13 protein-coding genes are annotated in these 17,070 nt (G+C 35.8%); 7 read left to right on the forward strand and 6 right to left on the reverse strand.

Annotation, left to right across the window (positions count from 1 at the left end; all coding sequences use genetic code 11):
- The 3 genes from P8M54_RS02980 to P8M54_RS02990 form a co-directional block, all read left to right on the forward strand.
- Positions 1 to 2,729: gliding motility-associated C-terminal domain-containing protein (locus tag P8M54_RS02980; RefSeq protein ID WP_300284943.1), on the forward strand; the 2,729-nt coding region annotated here is incomplete at its 5' end.
- 57 nt (positions 2,730 to 2,786) lie between these two features.
- Positions 2,787 to 3,698 carry a type IX secretion system membrane protein PorP/SprF gene (locus P8M54_RS02985; protein WP_300284946.1) on the forward strand — a complete coding sequence of 304 codons (912 nt, stop codon included), beginning with the start codon at positions 2,787 to 2,789 and terminating at the stop codon, positions 3,696 to 3,698.
- 10 nt (positions 3,699 to 3,708) lie between these two features.
- Positions 3,709 to 5,646: an OmpA family protein gene (locus P8M54_RS02990; protein ID WP_300284949.1), complete on the forward strand. Its 1,938-nt coding sequence runs from the start codon at positions 3,709 to 3,711 to the stop codon at positions 5,644 to 5,646.
- An 80-nt stretch (positions 5,647 to 5,726) separates the two neighbouring features.
- Here P8M54_RS02990 and P8M54_RS02995 read toward each other — a convergent pair whose 3' ends face one another.
- The 4 genes from P8M54_RS02995 to P8M54_RS03010 all read right to left on the reverse strand — a co-directional run bounded on the left by P8M54_RS02995 (position 5,727) and on the right by P8M54_RS03010 (position 12,169).
- Entirely contained in the window at positions 5,727 to 6,791 is a 1,065-nt protein-coding gene (locus P8M54_RS02995) for a glycosyltransferase (protein ID WP_300284952.1), read from the reverse strand.
- 84 nt (positions 6,792 to 6,875) lie between these two features.
- Positions 6,876 to 10,304, reverse strand: a complete 3,429-nt coding sequence (locus tag P8M54_RS03000) for a hypothetical protein (RefSeq protein WP_300284954.1) — start codon at positions 10,302 to 10,304, stop codon at positions 6,876 to 6,878.
- A gap of 83 nt (positions 10,305 to 10,387) precedes the next feature.
- The gene (locus P8M54_RS03005; RefSeq protein WP_300284957.1) at positions 10,388 to 11,644 is read right to left on the reverse strand and encodes an aspartate kinase; all 1,257 of its coding nucleotides are present in this window, start codon (positions 11,642 to 11,644) and stop codon (positions 10,388 to 10,390) included.
- A 24-nt stretch (positions 11,645 to 11,668) separates the two neighbouring features.
- Entirely contained in the window at positions 11,669 to 12,169 is a 501-nt protein-coding gene (locus P8M54_RS03010; protein WP_300284960.1) for a GNAT family N-acetyltransferase, read from the reverse strand.
- Positions 12,170 to 12,340: 171 nt separating this feature from the next.
- On the opposite strand from P8M54_RS03010, the gene fbp reads away from it, so the two are divergent.
- Positions 12,341 to 13,360 carry a class 1 fructose-bisphosphatase gene (gene fbp / locus P8M54_RS03015; protein WP_300284963.1) on the forward strand — a complete coding sequence of 340 codons (1,020 nt, stop codon included), beginning with the start codon at positions 12,341 to 12,343 and terminating at the stop codon, positions 13,358 to 13,360.
- Positions 13,361 to 13,423: 63 nt separating this feature from the next.
- Here the strand turns inward: fbp and P8M54_RS03020 are convergent, their stop codons facing one another.
- On the reverse strand, positions 13,424 to 13,864 hold the full coding sequence (locus P8M54_RS03020; protein ID WP_300284966.1) for a TerB family tellurite resistance protein: 441 nt from the start codon (positions 13,862 to 13,864) through the stop codon (positions 13,424 to 13,426).
- A 184-nt stretch (positions 13,865 to 14,048) separates the two neighbouring features.
- Here P8M54_RS03020 and P8M54_RS03025 point away from each other — a divergent pair, with 184 nt between their 5' ends.
- Genes P8M54_RS03025 through P8M54_RS03035 form a run of 3 tightly spaced genes read left to right on the forward strand, consistent with a single transcriptional unit; the run spans position 14,049 to position 16,646 of the window.
- Entirely contained in the window at positions 14,049 to 14,642 is a 594-nt protein-coding gene (locus P8M54_RS03025; RefSeq protein WP_300284968.1) for a HupE/UreJ family protein, read from the forward strand.
- Position 14,643: 1 nt separating this feature from the next.
- Positions 14,644 to 15,072, forward strand: coding sequence for a dCMP deaminase family protein (locus tag P8M54_RS03030; RefSeq protein WP_300285042.1), 429 nt, complete (start codon positions 14,644 to 14,646; stop codon positions 15,070 to 15,072).
- A gap of 2 nt (positions 15,073 to 15,074) precedes the next feature.
- Complete coding sequence (locus P8M54_RS03035) at positions 15,075 to 16,646, forward strand: S41 family peptidase (protein ID WP_300284972.1); 1,572 nt, start codon at positions 15,075 to 15,077, stop codon at positions 16,644 to 16,646.
- A gap of 161 nt (positions 16,647 to 16,807) precedes the next feature.
- On the opposite strand, the gene P8M54_RS03040 is transcribed toward P8M54_RS03035, so the two are convergent.
- On the reverse strand, positions 16,808 to 17,011 hold the full coding sequence (locus P8M54_RS03040; protein ID WP_300284975.1) for a hypothetical protein: 204 nt from the start codon (positions 17,009 to 17,011) through the stop codon (positions 16,808 to 16,810).
- Positions 17,012 to 17,070 lie beyond the last annotated feature (59 nt).

A 17,070-nucleotide genomic window follows, 5' to 3' on the forward strand; every position in this document is an offset into this window, starting at 1 on the left:
ATGTAGTGGTTAGTGATCCAATGGTAGGATTGACGTTCTCGAAAAGCACTTTAGCTTCGTTAGCTGCAGGAACTACGAACTCCACTATTACTGCCAGCTACACCATAACACAAGCAGATATCGATGCAGGAAAAGTGACCAATAGTGCAGTGGTTTCAGCTAAAGATCCTGCTGGTACTACTTTTTCAGATGTTTCTGGAACAGCAACTACAAATGATTTACCAACAGTTGTGGCGGTAGATCAGAAGTCTTCAATCGCCCTTGTTAAGACGGCAAGTGTTGATGGAAACGCAGGTTTGGGAGATACGATTACTTACACTTTTGCAATAACGAATACAGGAACAACTACCTTAAATTCTATATCAGTTACTGATCCGATGGTGGGACTAGTGTTAAGTGGTAATGCTATTGCAACTTTGGCTCCAGGCCAAACTAATTTGTCTATATCTGGAACATATACGATCACACAAGATGATGTAAATGCAGGTAAAGTAACCAATTCAGCTGTCGTTAATGGAAAAAATCCGCAAGGAAATGCCGTTTCAGATGTTTCAGGAACCGCGATTACTAACAATGACCCTACTGAAACTCCAATCGGGCAGAGAGCTACAATCGCTCTAGTTAAAACAGCATCAGTAAGCGGAAGTGGAGCCGTTGGAGATATTATAACATATAGTTTTCAAGTTAAGAATACAGGTACAACGACCTTAACAGCCATAAGTATTTCTGACGATATGGTAGGTTTAGTATTTTCAGGAAATTCAATTTCTTCATTAGAACCAGGTGAAACTAATGCTACTATTTCGGCAACATATCAAATTAAGCAAAGCGATATTGATTTAGGCAAAGTGTCTAATTCGGCTTTAGTTAAAGCGAAAGACCCATCGAATAATGATGTTACAGATATATCAGGTACAACTTTAGGAACCAATGATCCAACTGAAGTAATTCTCAATCAACGACCTTCGATTACATTGGTTAAAAAATCCAATTACCCAAATGCTGCACAAAACGCAACAGTTGGGGATAAAATAACCTATACTTTTGAAATTACCAATAATGGAAATGTTACACTAAAAAACATAGTGATAAACGATCCTAAACTAGAAATTAGTTCGGTAATGGTTGGTTCAGGAACATTACTGCCTTTAGAGATGATTGTAATTGAGAGAGATTATTTTATTACCCAAGCCGATATCGATGCAGGTAAAGTAACGAACAGTGCTTTGGTAAAAGAACAAGATCCAAAAGGGAACGATGTAACAGATGTTTCAGGTACGGCAATTACAAACAACACACCAACCGAAACACCAACCTCGTTTAACCCGAGTATTGCCTTGGTGAAAACAGCTACTGTATCAGGTACAGGAGCAAGAGGCGATGTGATCACCTATACATTTGCAGTAACCAATACAGGAAATACCACTTTGAGTAATGTAGTGGTTAGTGATCCAATGGTAGGACTAGTGCTAACAGGTAACCCAATTGCGACACTAGCAGCCGGTGCGACCAACAACAGCATCAAAGGAACCTACACGATTACCCAAGCTGATGTTGATGCAGGCAAAGTAACTAATAGCGCTTTGGTAAAAGCACAAGATCCAAAAGGGAATGTTGTAACAGATATTTCAGGTACGGCGATAACAAATAATACAGTTACTGTGGTTGATTTAGGTCCTAAATCGGCAATAAGCATCACGGCAGATGGTATTTATGTTGATACTGATGGAAATGGTGTTACCAATGTTGGTGATCATGTAAAATATGTCTATGTAGTGACTAACACTGGGAATACAGTTCTTACCGATGTTAAAATTTTTGATAACAAAGCAATTGTAAATGGTGGACCCATCAGCTCTTTAGCTCCAGGTCAATCCAATAGTACAGCATTTACAGGACTGTACGCTATTACCTTACAAGATATTGCTGATGCAATTGTTTATAATCTAGCAACTGTTGAAGGAAAAAATCCACTAAACTTAAAGGTAAGTAATACCTCTACCGATCCTACACCTTGCACATCCTGCGCAATCAAGCCCGATTGCTTGACCTGTACTATGACACCGCTCGTTCAAAGCCCAAAAATTACTTTGCTCGTGAGTGCCGAAATCATGAATAAAAACGATAATGGTCAGGTACAAGTTGGTGATAAAATTTTATACACCTTTAATATCACGAATTCGGGAAATACTATGTTATCCAATATTCGTTTAGAGGATGTTATAACGGGTAAAATCGATCTACCTTATACAGCTCCTCTTCAAATGAAAGAAAATATGATTTTTTCAGTTGCTTACTCCCTTACTAAAGAGGATATAACTGTTGGAAAAGTTGTAAAACAAGCGAGAGCTTTTGGTACAAGTCCAAAAGGAGTAGAGGTCACTGATTTATCTGATGCGACAGTTTTAGTTTTAAGTGGCTGCGATGTTAGGGTTTACAATGCGGTTTCTCCGGATGGGGACGGGAATAATGACTTTTTATTTATTGAAGGATTAGAATGTTACACAGAGAATACAGTTGAAATATTTGACCGTTGGGGCGTGAAAGTATTTGGTGTTGACGGATATAACAATACCTCCAAAGCATTCCGAGGAATGTCAGAAGGAAGGGTTACAGTCAATCAATCAAAAGGATTACCTACAGGTACTTACTTTTATGTGGTTAAATATAAAAATGCAGACGGGAATGGAAATAGTACATCAGGATATTTGCAATTAATCAACGATTAGAAAACAGATTAGAAAGCAAATTAGCGATCTATTTTAGTAAAATTTAAAGTTAATAGTATGAAAACAACTCCAATAGTAATACTGCTGTTATTCGTAATGCTGTCATCATTTGCTCAGCAAGACTCTCAATATACTCACTATATGTATAATACCATCAATATTAATCCAGCGTATGCTGGTAGTAGAGGTGTCACTAGCATTTTTGGTCTTCATCGTACCCAGTGGGTTGGTCTAAACGGAGCACCAACGACCAATGCCTTTTCGATTAATACACCTATCGAAAATTCACAAATTGGACTCGGCTTATCATTTGTAAACGACAAAATTGGCGCTTCGGATCAGAATAATATATCAATTGACATGTCCTATACCATCATCATGTCAAGGGACTTTGATTTATCTTTTGGAATTAAAGCTTCGGGAGATTTATTAAATGTTGATTATACCAAGTTAGATCGGTACAATCTGAATGACCCGAAATTTCAAAATAATATCGACAATGCTTTTACTCCCAATATTGGAGCTGGAATCTATTTGCATTCAGATCGAATGTATGCAGGTATTTCTGTTCCTAATTTCCTCACGAATAAGCATTTTGATGATAATTCATCAGCTGCCATAGCTGAAAGATTGCATTATTATCTAATTGGAGGTTATGTTTTTGATTTAGGCCCAAATTTAAAATTAAAACCAAGCTTCTTAACTAAAATGGTGGCTGGTGCTCCATTACAAGTGGATGTGTCCACTAATCTCTTGATTCAAGAAAAATTTACTATCGGACTATCGTGGCGTTGGAGTGCAGCAGCAACTGCTATGGCTGGAATTCAGATTACAAACGGGATGTTTGTTGGCTACAGCTATGACTTCGAAACCTCTAACTTGTCAAATTACAATTCAGGTTCCCACGAAGTCTTTTTGCGTTTTGATTTATTTAATAAAAAACAAATCGTAACACCACGATTTTTCTAAATTAGTGATTATGAAAAAGTATTATATAGTAGTTCTAATAAGCATTTGTCATATACAGATTCAAGCTCAAACAGAACCTAAAAGAGAAAAAGAGTTTGATAGATTTGCCTATATTGATGTAATCAATACCTATCAGCGTTTATTTGACAAAGGGGTAAAATCTCCAACCACCTTGCTAAAATTAGCCAATGCCTATTATTATAACGGTAAATTGGATAGTGCAGCAAAATATTACAAGGAATTATTTGCAAGCACCTCAGACATCAGTCCGGAATGCTACTATCGTTTTTCTCAAAGTTTAAAAGCAATCAATGAATATGAGGAAGCAGATAAAATGCTCCTAAAGTTCAATCAAGAGAATGGAAATGATAGAAGAGCAAAGTTAGCAGCTAGTCAAAGAGATTATCTCTCCATAATTAAACAAAATTCAGGAAGATATACAATTAAGAATGCACCAATTAATTCCCGATTTTCTGATTATGGTAGCTCATATTATAACGGAAATTTGGTTTTCGCATCTAGTAGATACGTTGGTAACAGTTTAAAAAATAGGGACCCTTGGACAGGGGAAGGATTTACTAACTTATACCTGTCAAAAATTAATGATGATGATCAATTATCTAAAGTTTCACAGCTTTCAAAAGACCTTAATTCTAAGTTTCACGAATCGACACCAGCATTCACTAAAGATGGCAAAACAGTCTATTTTACCCGAAACAATTACAATAAAGGTAAAAGAGGGATGGATAATGATCGAACCACATTACTTAAGATTTACAGAGCTAACTTTAGCAATGGCTCTTGGCATAATGTAGTTGAATTACCGTTTAACAGCGATAACTATAGCGTGGCCCATCCTTGTCTTAGTGCCGATGAAAAAACATTATATTTCGCCTCCAATATGCCGGGAACTCTCGGTCAGTCGGATCTTTTTAAAGTAGCGATTAATGGTTATGATAGCTATGGAAAACCGGAAAACCTTGGTAAAGAGATTAATACGGAAGGCAGGGAAACTTTTCCATATATCACGGATAAAAATGAATTGTATTTTGCTTCAGATGGGCATCCTGGTCTTGGCGGAATGGACGTTTTTGTTTCTAAACCTAATCTAAATGGTTCTTATACCGAGGTCGTTAATGTAGGAGAACCAATCAACAGCTCTAAAGATGATTTTGCCTTTTTAATTGATACTAAAAGCAAGACAGGCTTTGTAACTTCCAATCGAGAAGGTGGAAAGGGAGGAGATGATATTTATCAAATAAGAGAGAAAATGGAAATACAAAGTCCATGTGAGCAGTTTTTATCGGGAGTAATACTGGATGAGCAAACACAACAAGCTGTTCCGGCTGTAAAAGTTGTTTTGTATGACAGCAATTACAAACTTATTCAATCATCTCAATCAAATAGTAGAGGTGAATTTAATGTTGGGAAGGTAGATTGTGGAGCAAAATATTATATCCGATGTGAGAAAGAATCATATGATTCTGAAGAGGTAACATCTGAAGTTATGTCAACAAGTGGGAACACGTTCATCACGGTATTTTTAGAGCCTACTATTAAAAAATTAGCTATAGGAGATGATATTGCCAAGGGATTGGGACTTAAAAGAATCTATTTCGATCTTTACCAATACAATATTCGACCGGATGCAGCCCTTGAGTTAGCTAAAGTATACGAGGTAATGATACAAAATCCAAAAATTAAAATTGAGATTAGATCACATACTGATAGTAGGCAAGACGATATGAGCAATATCGTGCTTTCGCAAAGACGAGCAGACTCTACCAAAGATTGGTTGGTGGCAAACGGCATAGATAAATCAAGATTAACTACAAGGGGATTTGGCGAAACACAATTATTAAATAGATGTGCTGATAATGTCCCTTGTACTGAGGAAGAGCATCAAGCCAATAGGCGTAGTGAATTTATCATCACTTCCATAGATTAATGTTGTTATTTGGGAGAAAGCACAAAAACCTACTTTATAGGTAGGTTTTGTGCTTTATAGTTTAAAATAAAAGAGAGGTTTTATTCGAATAGTTCAAATAGTTCCTTCCAGTTTATGCTTGTTTTTTGACTAGTTATCGTTTTGTAATTAACAGTTCTATTGAGGTCAGAGATTTTAAATTCCTCTTGCAATGAGAAAGGTGCTATGCCTTCTTTTTGTAGTTTTTCAGCAAGATAAAGCTGTTCATATTGTCCTGGAGTCGGTATAAAAAAAGCTTTTTTCTCCAATTGCGCTAAGTCCATTATGGTCGTATAACCGGAGCGGCACAGTACTAATGCACTTTCATTAAATGCTTGTTCTAGTTGTTTGCTATTCATGTAATTGTAATACGTAATCTTGCCTAGTTGCTTTTTTTTCTGTTCTTTTTCGATAATTCCTCGTATGAATATCACGTTCTGAGAGTAAGTATCTAGTTCGGTTTTTAATCGCTCTTCCAGCAAAGTTCGTTGTGGCTCTGGCCCCGATAGGATAATCATCAAGTCATACGCAATAGTAACCTCTTTTTTGTGCATGCGGCTCAAAGGCCCGATGTATTTTAAATTTAATTTCTTTCTCTTACAATGACTTAATTCGCCCGCTAAATTAGGCGTTCCTTCAAAGTCTGGAATCCAGCAGCTATTAAATTTATTGATGATGTATTGGTGCATTTTGCTTGTGAGCCAAGTGGTGTTTCCTGTCATAACATTCAACTGATGCGTGATAAAAACAGAAGGCACTTTTTTACTAATAACACCAAGTCTGTTGTCAGAAATGATGGCATCAATATCGTGATCGACAATCCACTGCTGAACCATTTTTTTCTCCCTTACGATAGCGCGGATCATTTTAGGCAAACTTTTTAAAAGCTTCCACTTAAAATGCTTGCCATTTTTAGCATATTCAATTTGGTATGAAGGCAAAGCTAATGCTTTGATATACGGAAACTCTTTTCGAAGTAAGTCTAATGCGATTCCATCTGAGGCGATGATGGGAATGTAATTATTTTCTTGTAAAGCTCTTATTATTGGAATGCATCGTGTTGCGTGACCAAGTCCCCAATTCAAGGGAGCTATTAAAATATTTTTGGGGCTTTGGTTCGAATTCATTGTTTTATCTACCGTTTGAATAAGCAAGATACATAAAGTGTTTTCAGCTACTTAAAGATCGATATTATCAAACTATTAATTTATTTAAAAGTAGGCTCTAAGTTGAATGTTTCCGGTGTGAATCGTTTGCGATAATTCACCTTTTCGACCCTGATAATTGAGGTTGATGTCCATGAATTGGGTGATGTTTTTTTGCAAAAGCAATCTCCATGTTAAATTTTGCCCTTGCTGCAGTCCTTCAAGCATTTGAAAGCCTACTGAGGAAAACGGATCGCCATTAAATTTGTTTTGATAAAAAGAGATTTCTCCATTTACCGTTATTTTTTTCTCCCCTGCATAGGAAAAGGAGGTGCCAAATCTGTTTTGAGATAGTGTTTCGGCGCTCCCTGTTTTGTTTTCTTTATTTTGTAGTTCATAAAACAAATCCCAGCTTGTACTTTTTGAAAATAAGTAACTAATCTTTGGCGCGATTTGATAACCTGAGATTGAATAGTTTTTTTCTGGGTAATTTTCAGAGCTAATGGCGGTTTGAATCGTTTTGGTCAAAAATCCAAAAAGCCAACTTTTTTGATACAAATGCGCGTATTGCAACTGATGTGAATTGTTTTTAGATTCTTGCGAACCTACCGATAGTAAGCTTTTTACTTGGTTTTGAATGTAAGTGTAGGTTACCGAATGGGATTGTTTGCCGCGGTTGTAAAACAGACTGTTTCTAAAACTTGAGGTTAGTCCTAAAACATCAGTTTGCGAGGGACTAAACGGATTCAGTTCAAAATTACTTCCGTCGTTCTTGGTTTTTCTATCGATTAAGTAAGCGGTTTGATTGTAGAAATAAGATAACAACTTTCTTAATCCGATTTCATTTTGCCATTGAACAGGATTTAAAATTATCGACTGCGAAAATTTAGTTTGATGTGTTTTTACAAAAATCCGATTGGGCAAAAATACCCTAATGTATTTCGCTTGATCAATAAATGGAGCTATTTCAAATTCTTGCAATTCTTGAATACCATTGTTGTTGTAGTCATTCCAAGTATACACACCTTGGCCTATTGGCACTTCTAGATAGGTGAATTCTTGCTGCGCAATTGATCCTGAATTGGTTTCGTAAGCACTGTTACTTTGTACCAATTGATTAAAAAAGCGGTCATTATATAGTATTCTTGAGTTTAAAGAGGGTTCTTTTCTTTTAGTTCTGTTTTCAAAATCCAATACCCTGTAATTGGCATAGACCGATAGATCACTTTTATCTGTTTGTATTAACTTTGATTTTAAATAAAAGGTTTGCGATTGGTTTACCCTTTGTAGTTGCCCGTTTTGGATACTGTCATTTGTACGTTTTAATAGTCCTACTTCCATATACACTCGCGTGCTGTCTCCACGCCCAATTGCGAGCCCATATTCCGAAAATCGTTGGCTAATATCCAGCAATTGGTTGGTGCTTTTACTTTTTTTCTGATTGTCCTCTATTCTTTGACTTGTGCTAATCCAGTTGCTGTTAAAATTATATTTTACTTGCGCTTGGTTTCTAATAAAAGTCGAACTATCGACTGGATCACTGCTGCTTAAGTAACTACCTTGATTAGCGACAGTCCAATTTTTAGTGGTGAACTTACCGTTTATGACATGTCGGTTTCCTGAAAAGGAATCAGTAAAATCTAATTTCTCAAATTGATAGGCTATGAGTCCGCGATTTGTATTAGTTGACTTGGGATTCATTTGTAAAACTAGTCCTGTTGTCAATAAACTTTGATTTCCAGTTACTATCGTATTTAAATTCCAATCCCGGTCAAACTCAATATTAAAAATCCGCTCTACAGACCTAAAGGACTGCTGTATAAATTGATAGTTAGTGATGGCGTCTAGGTTCCAACTTTTGGTAAACAAGCGTTGTTTTGCATTTAATTTTGCACTAACACCGGTATTGTTGGCGTCATCAAGTGTCGAAAATAAGTTTTTGTCGTTGTTACTTGCCGCAATTTCTAGGTCAACCACCGTTTTATCTGTGGAGGCATACTTACCCATAAAAGTGGCGATTTGAATTTTATCAGGAGCAATGAGTTGAATAATGGGAGCGAAACTTCCTTGCGGAATTCCATTTATTGGAGGAACATACTCATAGATTCGTGTAATACTGTTTTCGTTTTTAATCCTGTAATCTCCCTTGTTAGTGCCTACCGCGGTGAAACGAACATTGAACAATTCAGCTTGCGGATTATTAGTGTATTCAAAAAAGGTAATTCCGTTGAGTTGCACTTTTTGATACAAGATTTTATTATCAGAATAACTGTCGCTAAAAGCAGAAGGTGCTATCATTAAACTAGTGTCGTCACCAGCATTAGCTAAGATTAAAGCTTGGTCAGTCGAAAGATTTTGCTGAAGCGGTTGGTTTTTGATATCATTTTCCGAATAAACGTAACTGCCAAATTTCCATTTTTTATTCTCATGAGTTACGCCTGCATAGGTTACAAACCGACTATAGTTGCGATCAGTGTATTGATATTCAATTGCAATTCGCATTTCGGATGTTATAGTAAAAAGTGGTGTAAACACAATTTCGCCTGCATTATAGTCAATTGTGTAGTCGTTGTTTTCGCCCCTTTTTAATAAATTACCGTTAACGTAAACTCGCTCCGAGCCCGAGATTACAAGAACATACAACTCACCATTTTGACCTTTTAATTTATAAGGACCTTGATTGCCTTCGACTCCAGTAAAACTACTTTTTGCATATTGTCCGCGCACCAAGGCTGCTGAGGTAAAAACATTCGTTTTATTATCAGTTGTTCCAAAATCGAATGAGGTGCTAATACCTTGCACTTTTTTGCTAAAGTTGAGGAATTTGGAGTTTCGGTTTTCTAAAAAGAGATCACCGCCGCGAATGTTCCAGCGATCACTAAATAGTTCCATGAAAATATTGTCAAACTGATCTAGTTTTTGCGAATAACCTCCATCTTGAAGCGGAATATTACTATCCTGTAAAGAAGCCCGAATGCTAACCTTATCCGATAGTTTCCCTGTGATTTGAAGATCGAGATTGGAATTTAAAACACTGTTTTGATTGTTTCCTACCGTCACTCCACGGGTAATGCTGCCGGAGGTACTTAAACCGTCAAAAGGGACGTTTTTTTCGGCAGATTTAGTCTCTATTTTATAAATTCGATCTGTATTAATGTCACTACTTACCACGGTAATGTTATCATTACGGTACACCTTCGTTAAAATATCTGGAAACTTTAAGTAATTAACTGTTAAGGAATCAGTGGTTGTAAATAAATTGGAATCGAGGATGAGATAGCCTTTTTCGAAGTTAATTTGGTATAAGTTTTCGGAAAGTGCAGCGCCTTTACTATTAAGAATTTTAAAAAAAGAGTTGTTTAAACTTTCTTTTTCTAAATAGATAGTGTCCGTACTGACTTTTATTTTTTTGGTCTTGTATAGCGTGTTATTTTCCTGGGCATGAAGCCCAGAAAAATAAAATAGCAACGCTAATAGCAATACTTTTTTCAACATATAAAGGATAACGTCTAGATGTCAAAAGTAGTGTATTCTAAAGAATTATACTGAAAAGGGGCGAGCGGCTTTGAGAACTAATTTTAATTTTCTAGCGTCACGATTTGCATCGTTTCTGTACTTATTTGTTTTAAAAGAACATTCTTTCCTTCTTCAACCGTTTGTGCTGCAGCATCTGTAAAATGGCGTATCGTGTACAACGTCACATTCTCGCTAAAATCAACCTTGAATTTCTTTGATAAAATGGCATTTAAATCTGTGAAATTATCAAACTTGTCTTCCACACAAACAGAAAAACTAATTGCCGAATTCTGAATTAAATTTACCTTCAATTTGAATTGGTGAAACAAAGCAAAAATCTCGCTTATGTTTTCTTCCATTATAAAAGAGAAGTCAATCGATGATAACGAAATCAAAAGTTGGTTTCTTTTTACAATAAAACAAGGCATAAATGGCTCTAGAGCTACTCCTTTAGAAACACTGGTGCCTTTTAACAACGGATTGATAAATGATTTTACATACAAAGGAATTTCCTTTTTCTGCAAAGGTTGTAACGTTTTTGGGTGGATAACAGTGGCGCCATAAAAAGCTAATTCGATGGCTTCACGATATGAAATCTGGTTCAATAAACTTGCGTTTTCAAAATACCTTGGATCGGCATTCATAACCCCTGGTACGTCTTTCCATATTGTAACACTTTCGGCATTTAAGCAGTATGCAAAAATAGCAGCAGTATAATCCGATCCTTCACGACCTAAGGTTGTTGTGAAATTATTATAGTCAGATCCTAAAAATCCTTGAGTAACATTAAGCATTTTTCGTTTGACATTTTTAGCAATATTTTGCTGTGTCAATTCCCAATTTACTTCAGCATCTCTGTAGTTAGAGTTGGTTTTAATGAAGTTTCTAACATCAAGCCACTGTGTTTGGATTCCGCGGTAATCCATATAATGACTTAAAATAGTTGTCGAAATTAACTCACCATAACTTACAACTTGATCGTAAACAAAGTTGTAGTTAGGAGATTTGTTGTGTGCCAGGAAATACTCTAAATCTGCAAACTGAGCTTTCACTGCAGTAAAAACAGCATGATTTTCGTCCTCGAAAAGATCCATCAAAATTTGATTGTGGTATTTTTTTATCTCTTGTACTGATGATTGTAACGCTGCTGATTTATCAAAGTAATCTTTAATAACTACTTCGAGCGCATTGGTTGTTTTACCCATTGCTGAAACAACAAGAAGCACATCCTCATATCCTACTTTTTCTAAAACGTCGTACACGTTTTTAATTCCTGCGGCATCTTTTACTGATGCACCTCCAAATTTGAATACTCTCATATCTATCTAACAAAAATTGTAATTCTATTTTAATTTATTAGCAACAAAGTCGGCAATACCTGCTTCGTCCATTTGTACAACATACCAATCTCTGAGTACCTTGGCACCTGATTTTTCATAAAAGTCAATGGCAGGAGTATTCCAGTCTAGGACATTCCATTCTACCCTACGCACTTGGTCTTTTTTACCTTGCTTTATGATTTCAGAGTACAACGCATAGCCCAATCCTGTGCCACGCATACTTTCTTTTACGACCAAGTCCTCTAAGTGAATCGTTTTGCCTTTCCAAGTCGAAAAACGGTAGTAATACAATGCAATTCCAACAATTTCCTTATTGTTGGGGCTATTTTCGGAATCTATTTCAGCAACAAAAACATTAAATAATGGTTTAGGTCCAAAACCATCGCGAACCAAGTCTTCTACAGTAACTAAAACCGCATCAGGTTCTTTCTCAAAAATCGCTAATTCTTGTATCAGACCTAAAACAGCACCCATGTCCTCCGGTTGTCCCTTACGAATATTCATTTTTTCCTTTTTTAACAATTGATAACTTAAATTAAAGATTTTAAATAAAATAAAACCTTTTTTAGGAACAAATATACAATAGTGATAAACTAAGTAAATTTTATTGAAACCAATTTCACAAAAAACACGATATTTGTGACTTCAAACTAACTAAACTACAACGATATCGGAATGGAAGAACGCAACAAAACCCTTGGGGAATTTATTATTGAAAACCAAAATGCCTTTCAATACTCGTCAGGAGAATTATCTAGAATCATCAACTCAATACGATTAGCAGCCAAAGTTGTGAACTACAAAGTGAATAAAGCTGGGTTAGTTGATATTGTAGGGGCAGCAGGTGAGCAAAACATACAAGGGGAAGACCAACAAAAATTAGATGTTTATGCTAATGAGGTGTTTATCCAAACGTTAATCAATCGAGAAATTGTATGCGGAATTGCTTCTGAAGAAAATGATGAATTCATTACAGTTGAAGGTAGCGACAATAGCCACAATAATAAATATGTTGTTTTAATGGATCCGCTTGATGGCTCCTCAAATATTGATGTAAATGTATCTGTAGGAACTATTTTTTCAGTGTATAGAAGGATTACCCCAATTGGAACGCCAGTAACGATTGAAGATTTTTTACAACCGGGGATTAATCAAGTAGCTGCTGGATATGTTATTTATGGAACTTCTACCATGATCGTGTATACGACTGGTCATGGAGTGAATGGATTTACTTTGAACCCTGCTATTGGAACATTTTATTTATCGCATCCTGATATGCAGTTTTCAAAAGACGGAAATATTTACTCTATTAACGAGGGTAACTATGTTCACTTTCCGCAAGGCGTAAAAAATTATATAAAGTATTGCCAATCCGAAGAAGGAGATCGACCATATACTTCTCGATATATAGGAAGTCTAGTGTCGGATATTCATAGAAACATGATTAAAGGTGGAATTTACATTTACCCTACAAGCTCAAAGGCGCCAAAAGGTAAATTGAGATTATTGTATGAATGTAATCCAATGGCTTTTATTGTAGAGCAAGCTGGTGGTAAAGCTTCAGATGGATTTGGTAGAATTATGGAAATCGAACCTAAAGAACTGCACGAAAGAGTACCGTTTTTCTGCGGAAGCTATAATATGGTTGAAAAGGCTGAAGCATTCATGCTTGAAGCAAAACTAAGTAAATACTAGTATCTGCGACTTAGATAAAATAAAAAAAGCTTCCTAATTTTTACACTAGGAAGCTTTTTGTTATTATGAATTTAATTTCTCAACTTTTTCAATTTCTTCAAGAAAAGTATCAAGGTCTGCTTTTTTATCTGCTAATTCAAGTGCTTTGGTAACCACAGCGTGAACATTTTCAGGTGTGAAACCAATTCCTAAACTTAGTTTGTGCAACATCACTTCTTGATTATCTCCTAAATGGTGATCAATATTTACCATTCTGGCCAAGTCATATAAACGCTCAATTCTTTGTGCATTTAAATAAGGAGGGTTGATTGGATATTTGGTTGGGTTCTCTAAAATTTCTTCGTATTCCGCAGCCGAGATCTCAAGTCTAATTGCTAGTTTGTCTAAAAAAGCGCGCTCTTCGGGTGCAAAAACTCCGTCTGCAAGTGCTAATCTAACAATAGAAGAGAAATGACCTTTGTTTCTTTGTTTGAATTCGCTATCAAATAAATCTGAAAATGACATAGTTATTGTTTTTATTTTATCTCGCAAAGATAATTCAATTTTTAAATTTATAATTTTAATTTTCTTTTTATTTAGTTCGATATTTTAGTATCGATTTTTTAACGTAGGATTTAAGGCGAGTACTACAGCATTTTCAAAATTAATCGTAAGTTTACAAACCCATTATCAACTAATTTTTGTACCCATGTCAGAGTTTTGGATTTACTTTCAAATAGGATTAAAACACGTTTTAGATATTTACGCTTACGACCATGTTTTGTTTTTAATTGCGTTGTCAATTCCGTTTTCGTTTAAAGATTGGAAGCGTATTGTGCTTTTAGTGACCCTCTTTACAATTGGTCATACGGTAGCGTTAGTTCTATCTGTTTTTGGAATTATTGCAGTAAAAGTAAATGTGGTAGAGTTGTTGATACCAATAACAATATTACTTACGGCTCTTTTTAACTTGTTTACGGCAGGTAAGTCAAGTAAAAAAGAGAGTATAAACTTGGTGTTTTTTATCACTTTGTTTTTTGGAATTATCCATGGATTAGGCTTTTCTAATTATTTCAAAACCATACTTGGAGGATCACCATCATCTAAGCTATTGCCTTTAGGGGAGTTTGCTTTAGGGATTGAGGCAGCACAAATAGTTGTGGTATTCGTAGTATTAGTATTGTCCTACATTGTGCAAACGGTCTTTAGGTTTTCTAAAAGAGATTGGACTTTAGTAATGTCGGCGTTTATAATAGGAGTAGTGATACCATTAATAATAGCAAGTGAAATTTGGGGAAGATAATATGGAAGCGAAAAAATTAAATAAATACGACAAAGCCTATCTAAGAATCGCAACTGAGTGGGGTGCATTGTCCTATTGTGAGCGTAAAAAAGTAGGTGCTATTATTGTAAAAGACCGCATGATAATATCTGATGGTTACAATGGTACGCCCTCCGGTTTTGAAAACTGCTGCGAAGATCAGGAAGGATTGACTAAATGGGATGTTTTACATGCTGAAGCAAATGCTATTCTAAAAGTGGCTCGCTCTACGCAGTCCTGTGAAGGTGCTACGTTGTACATCACGCTTTCGCCTTGCAAAGAGTGCAGTAAATTAATTCATCAATCCGGAATAAAAAGAGTGGTGTATCACAATGGATATCGCGATGACTCGGGGATTCAATTTTTATTGAAAGCAGGAGTCGAAGTAGAGCATATTCCAGAACTAAACTAATAATGAAACCAAACCCAAAATATCTTCCAATGCTTTTTGGTGCAACCCTTGCATTAGGAATAATTGTGGGTGGATGGTTAAGTACTCCTATTGATAGCAAATTGCTAGTCAACAACAGTTCTAAGGTTAAACTAAATAAACTAATAGACTTTATCAATAATGAGTATGTTGATAATGTCAATGCAGACTCAATTGTGAATCTCACCGTTGATAAAATTCTTGGGCAATTGGATCCACATTCTGTCTATGTTCCTCCCACTGAGCAGGCGGAGGTTGCCGAAAGCATGAGAGGTGATTTCGTAGGTATTGGAGTTAGCTTTTATATGTATAAAGATTCGGTAGCGATTATTAAACCAGTAGCTAATGGTCCTTCGGCCAAAGCAGGAATTAAAGCTGGGGATCGTATTTTGTACGCAGATCAAACCAAGCTATACGGTAGAAAACTACCTTCTGATAGTTTGTTTTCAAAACTAAAAGGAGAAAAAGGTTCCGAAGTAAAATTAGTTGTTTATAGAAAATCAGAGAACAGAAAGCTAACCCTTAAAGTGAAACGGGATGTCATTCCTTTAAATAGTGTTGACGCTTCCTTAATGCTTACAAAAAACACTGCCTACATAAAAATCAATCGTTTTGCAGATACAACCTATGAGGAGTTTCATAAAGCATTGCTTAAGCTAAAAAAGCAAGGAGCAACTGCAATTGTGATTGATTTAAGAGATAATGGAGGTGGTTATATGGAAGAGGCCATTGCCATTGCTGACGAATTATTGAGAGACAAACAATTAATTGTTTTTACGAAAAATAAAAAAGGGAGTACTCAAAAAACGTTTGCTACTGCAAAGGGAGATTTCCAAAACGGAAAAGTTTTTGTACTAATAAATGAAAATAGTGCGTCTGCTAGTGAAATTCTAGCGGGTGCAATTCAGGACAATGACCGAGGAACAATTGTGGGTCGTCGCTCTTTTGGGAAAGGCTTGGTGCAACGCGAAATGAATTTTGAAGATGGATCAGCTGTCCGATTAACAGTTGCAAGATATTACACACCTACGGGAAGATCTATTCAAAAACCCTATATAAAAGGAGATGCCGAAGCTTACTTTAAAGATTCAGAAGATCGATTGACTAGTGGTGAGTTGTATGAAAAAGATAGTATTAAGGTCGTAGATAGTTTAAAGTTTAAAACGCCTAAAGGGAAAATAGTATATGGTGGCGGCGGAATCGTGCCTGACGTATTTATTCCGTTGCAACTAGAGCAGGGGAATGAAAATACTTTGTATTTGATGCAATCAGGATTGGTTGGGAATTTTGTTTTTGAACAATTAGACCAAGACCGAACCGTTTTTAAGGGAATTAATTTTGATGCCTTTTTGACAAAAATGAATAATACAGAGTTGTACTATAAAAACTTTAAAACGTTTCTAACTAAAAATGGTTTGGATCCTAAACTATTAAATAACAAAGAAATTGTGAAGCGGTACCTTACTGCTGAATTTGCTCGACAATTGTTTGGGGAGCAAGCCTATTACGAAATCGTGTTAAAAGAAGATGCTATGATTAAAGGGATCCTTAAGTAAGGAGAATGATAAGTCTGAAACAAAGGTTGAGATGGAAATACTGGGTTAAAAACCGTTTTCAATACAATGTACTGTATTCAGTGCGTAATTTAAAAGCATTCTCGTGGCCTGTTTACTGCTACGGTTAGGGTAATGGAATTAAAAGGAAAAGCAAATTGATATTACAATTTGTTATTCATTCTCTCTTCTATCTTTTTAGACGTTTTAAAAATCAACAGAATTAAAACAGCGCAGAAAGAAGCGAAGATTCCAATAAAAGCAACTACGCTATCTCCCTGGAAAGGATGTTTGAAATCAAGTAAACTGATGTTGAAGATAATAAGGGCTACTGCAAGAACCACTAATACGTTAGTAAAGATTTTCATAATAGATTTTTTTATCTGTTGGCTGCTTATGGTTTTTTGGACAAAAATGTTTAGACAAG

This window comes from Flavobacterium sp., assembly GCF_029242675.1.
In the GTDB taxonomy this organism is placed as follows: domain Bacteria; phylum Bacteroidota; class Bacteroidia; order Flavobacteriales; family Flavobacteriaceae; genus Flavobacterium.

Bases quoted from the DNA above. Each gene is read 5' to 3' on its own strand.
- P8M54_RS03000 (WP_300284954.1), bottom strand. From the start codon at position 10,304: ATGTTGAAAAAAGTATTGCTATTAGCGTTGCTATTTTATTTTTCTGGG.
- P8M54_RS02995 (WP_300284952.1), bottom strand. From the start codon at position 6,791: ATGAATTCGAACCAAAGCCCCAAAAATATTTTAATAGCTCCCTTGAAT.
- P8M54_RS03010 (WP_300284960.1), bottom strand. From the start codon at position 12,169: ATGAATATTCGTAAGGGACAACCGGAGGACATGGGTGCTGTTTTAGGT.
- P8M54_RS02990 (WP_300284949.1), top strand. From the start codon at position 3,709: ATGAAAAAGTATTATATAGTAGTTCTAATAAGCATTTGTCATATACAG.
- P8M54_RS03025 (WP_300284968.1), top strand. From the start codon at position 14,049: ATGTCAGAGTTTTGGATTTACTTTCAAATAGGATTAAAACACGTTTTA.
- P8M54_RS03030 (WP_300285042.1), top strand. From the start codon at position 14,644: ATGGAAGCGAAAAAATTAAATAAATACGACAAAGCCTATCTAAGAATC.
- P8M54_RS03040 (WP_300284975.1), bottom strand. From the start codon at position 17,011: ATGAAAATCTTTACTAACGTATTAGTGGTTCTTGCAGTAGCCCTTATT.
- P8M54_RS03035 (WP_300284972.1), top strand. From the start codon at position 15,075: ATGAAACCAAACCCAAAATATCTTCCAATGCTTTTTGGTGCAACCCTT.
- fbp (WP_300284963.1), top strand. From the start codon at position 12,341: ATGGAAGAACGCAACAAAACCCTTGGGGAATTTATTATTGAAAACCAA.
- P8M54_RS03005 (WP_300284957.1), bottom strand. From the start codon at position 11,644: ATGAGAGTATTCAAATTTGGAGGTGCATCAGTAAAAGATGCCGCAGGA.
- P8M54_RS02985 (WP_300284946.1), top strand. From the start codon at position 2,787: ATGAAAACAACTCCAATAGTAATACTGCTGTTATTCGTAATGCTGTCA.
- P8M54_RS03020 (WP_300284966.1), bottom strand. From the start codon at position 13,864: ATGTCATTTTCAGATTTATTTGATAGCGAATTCAAACAAAGAAACAAA.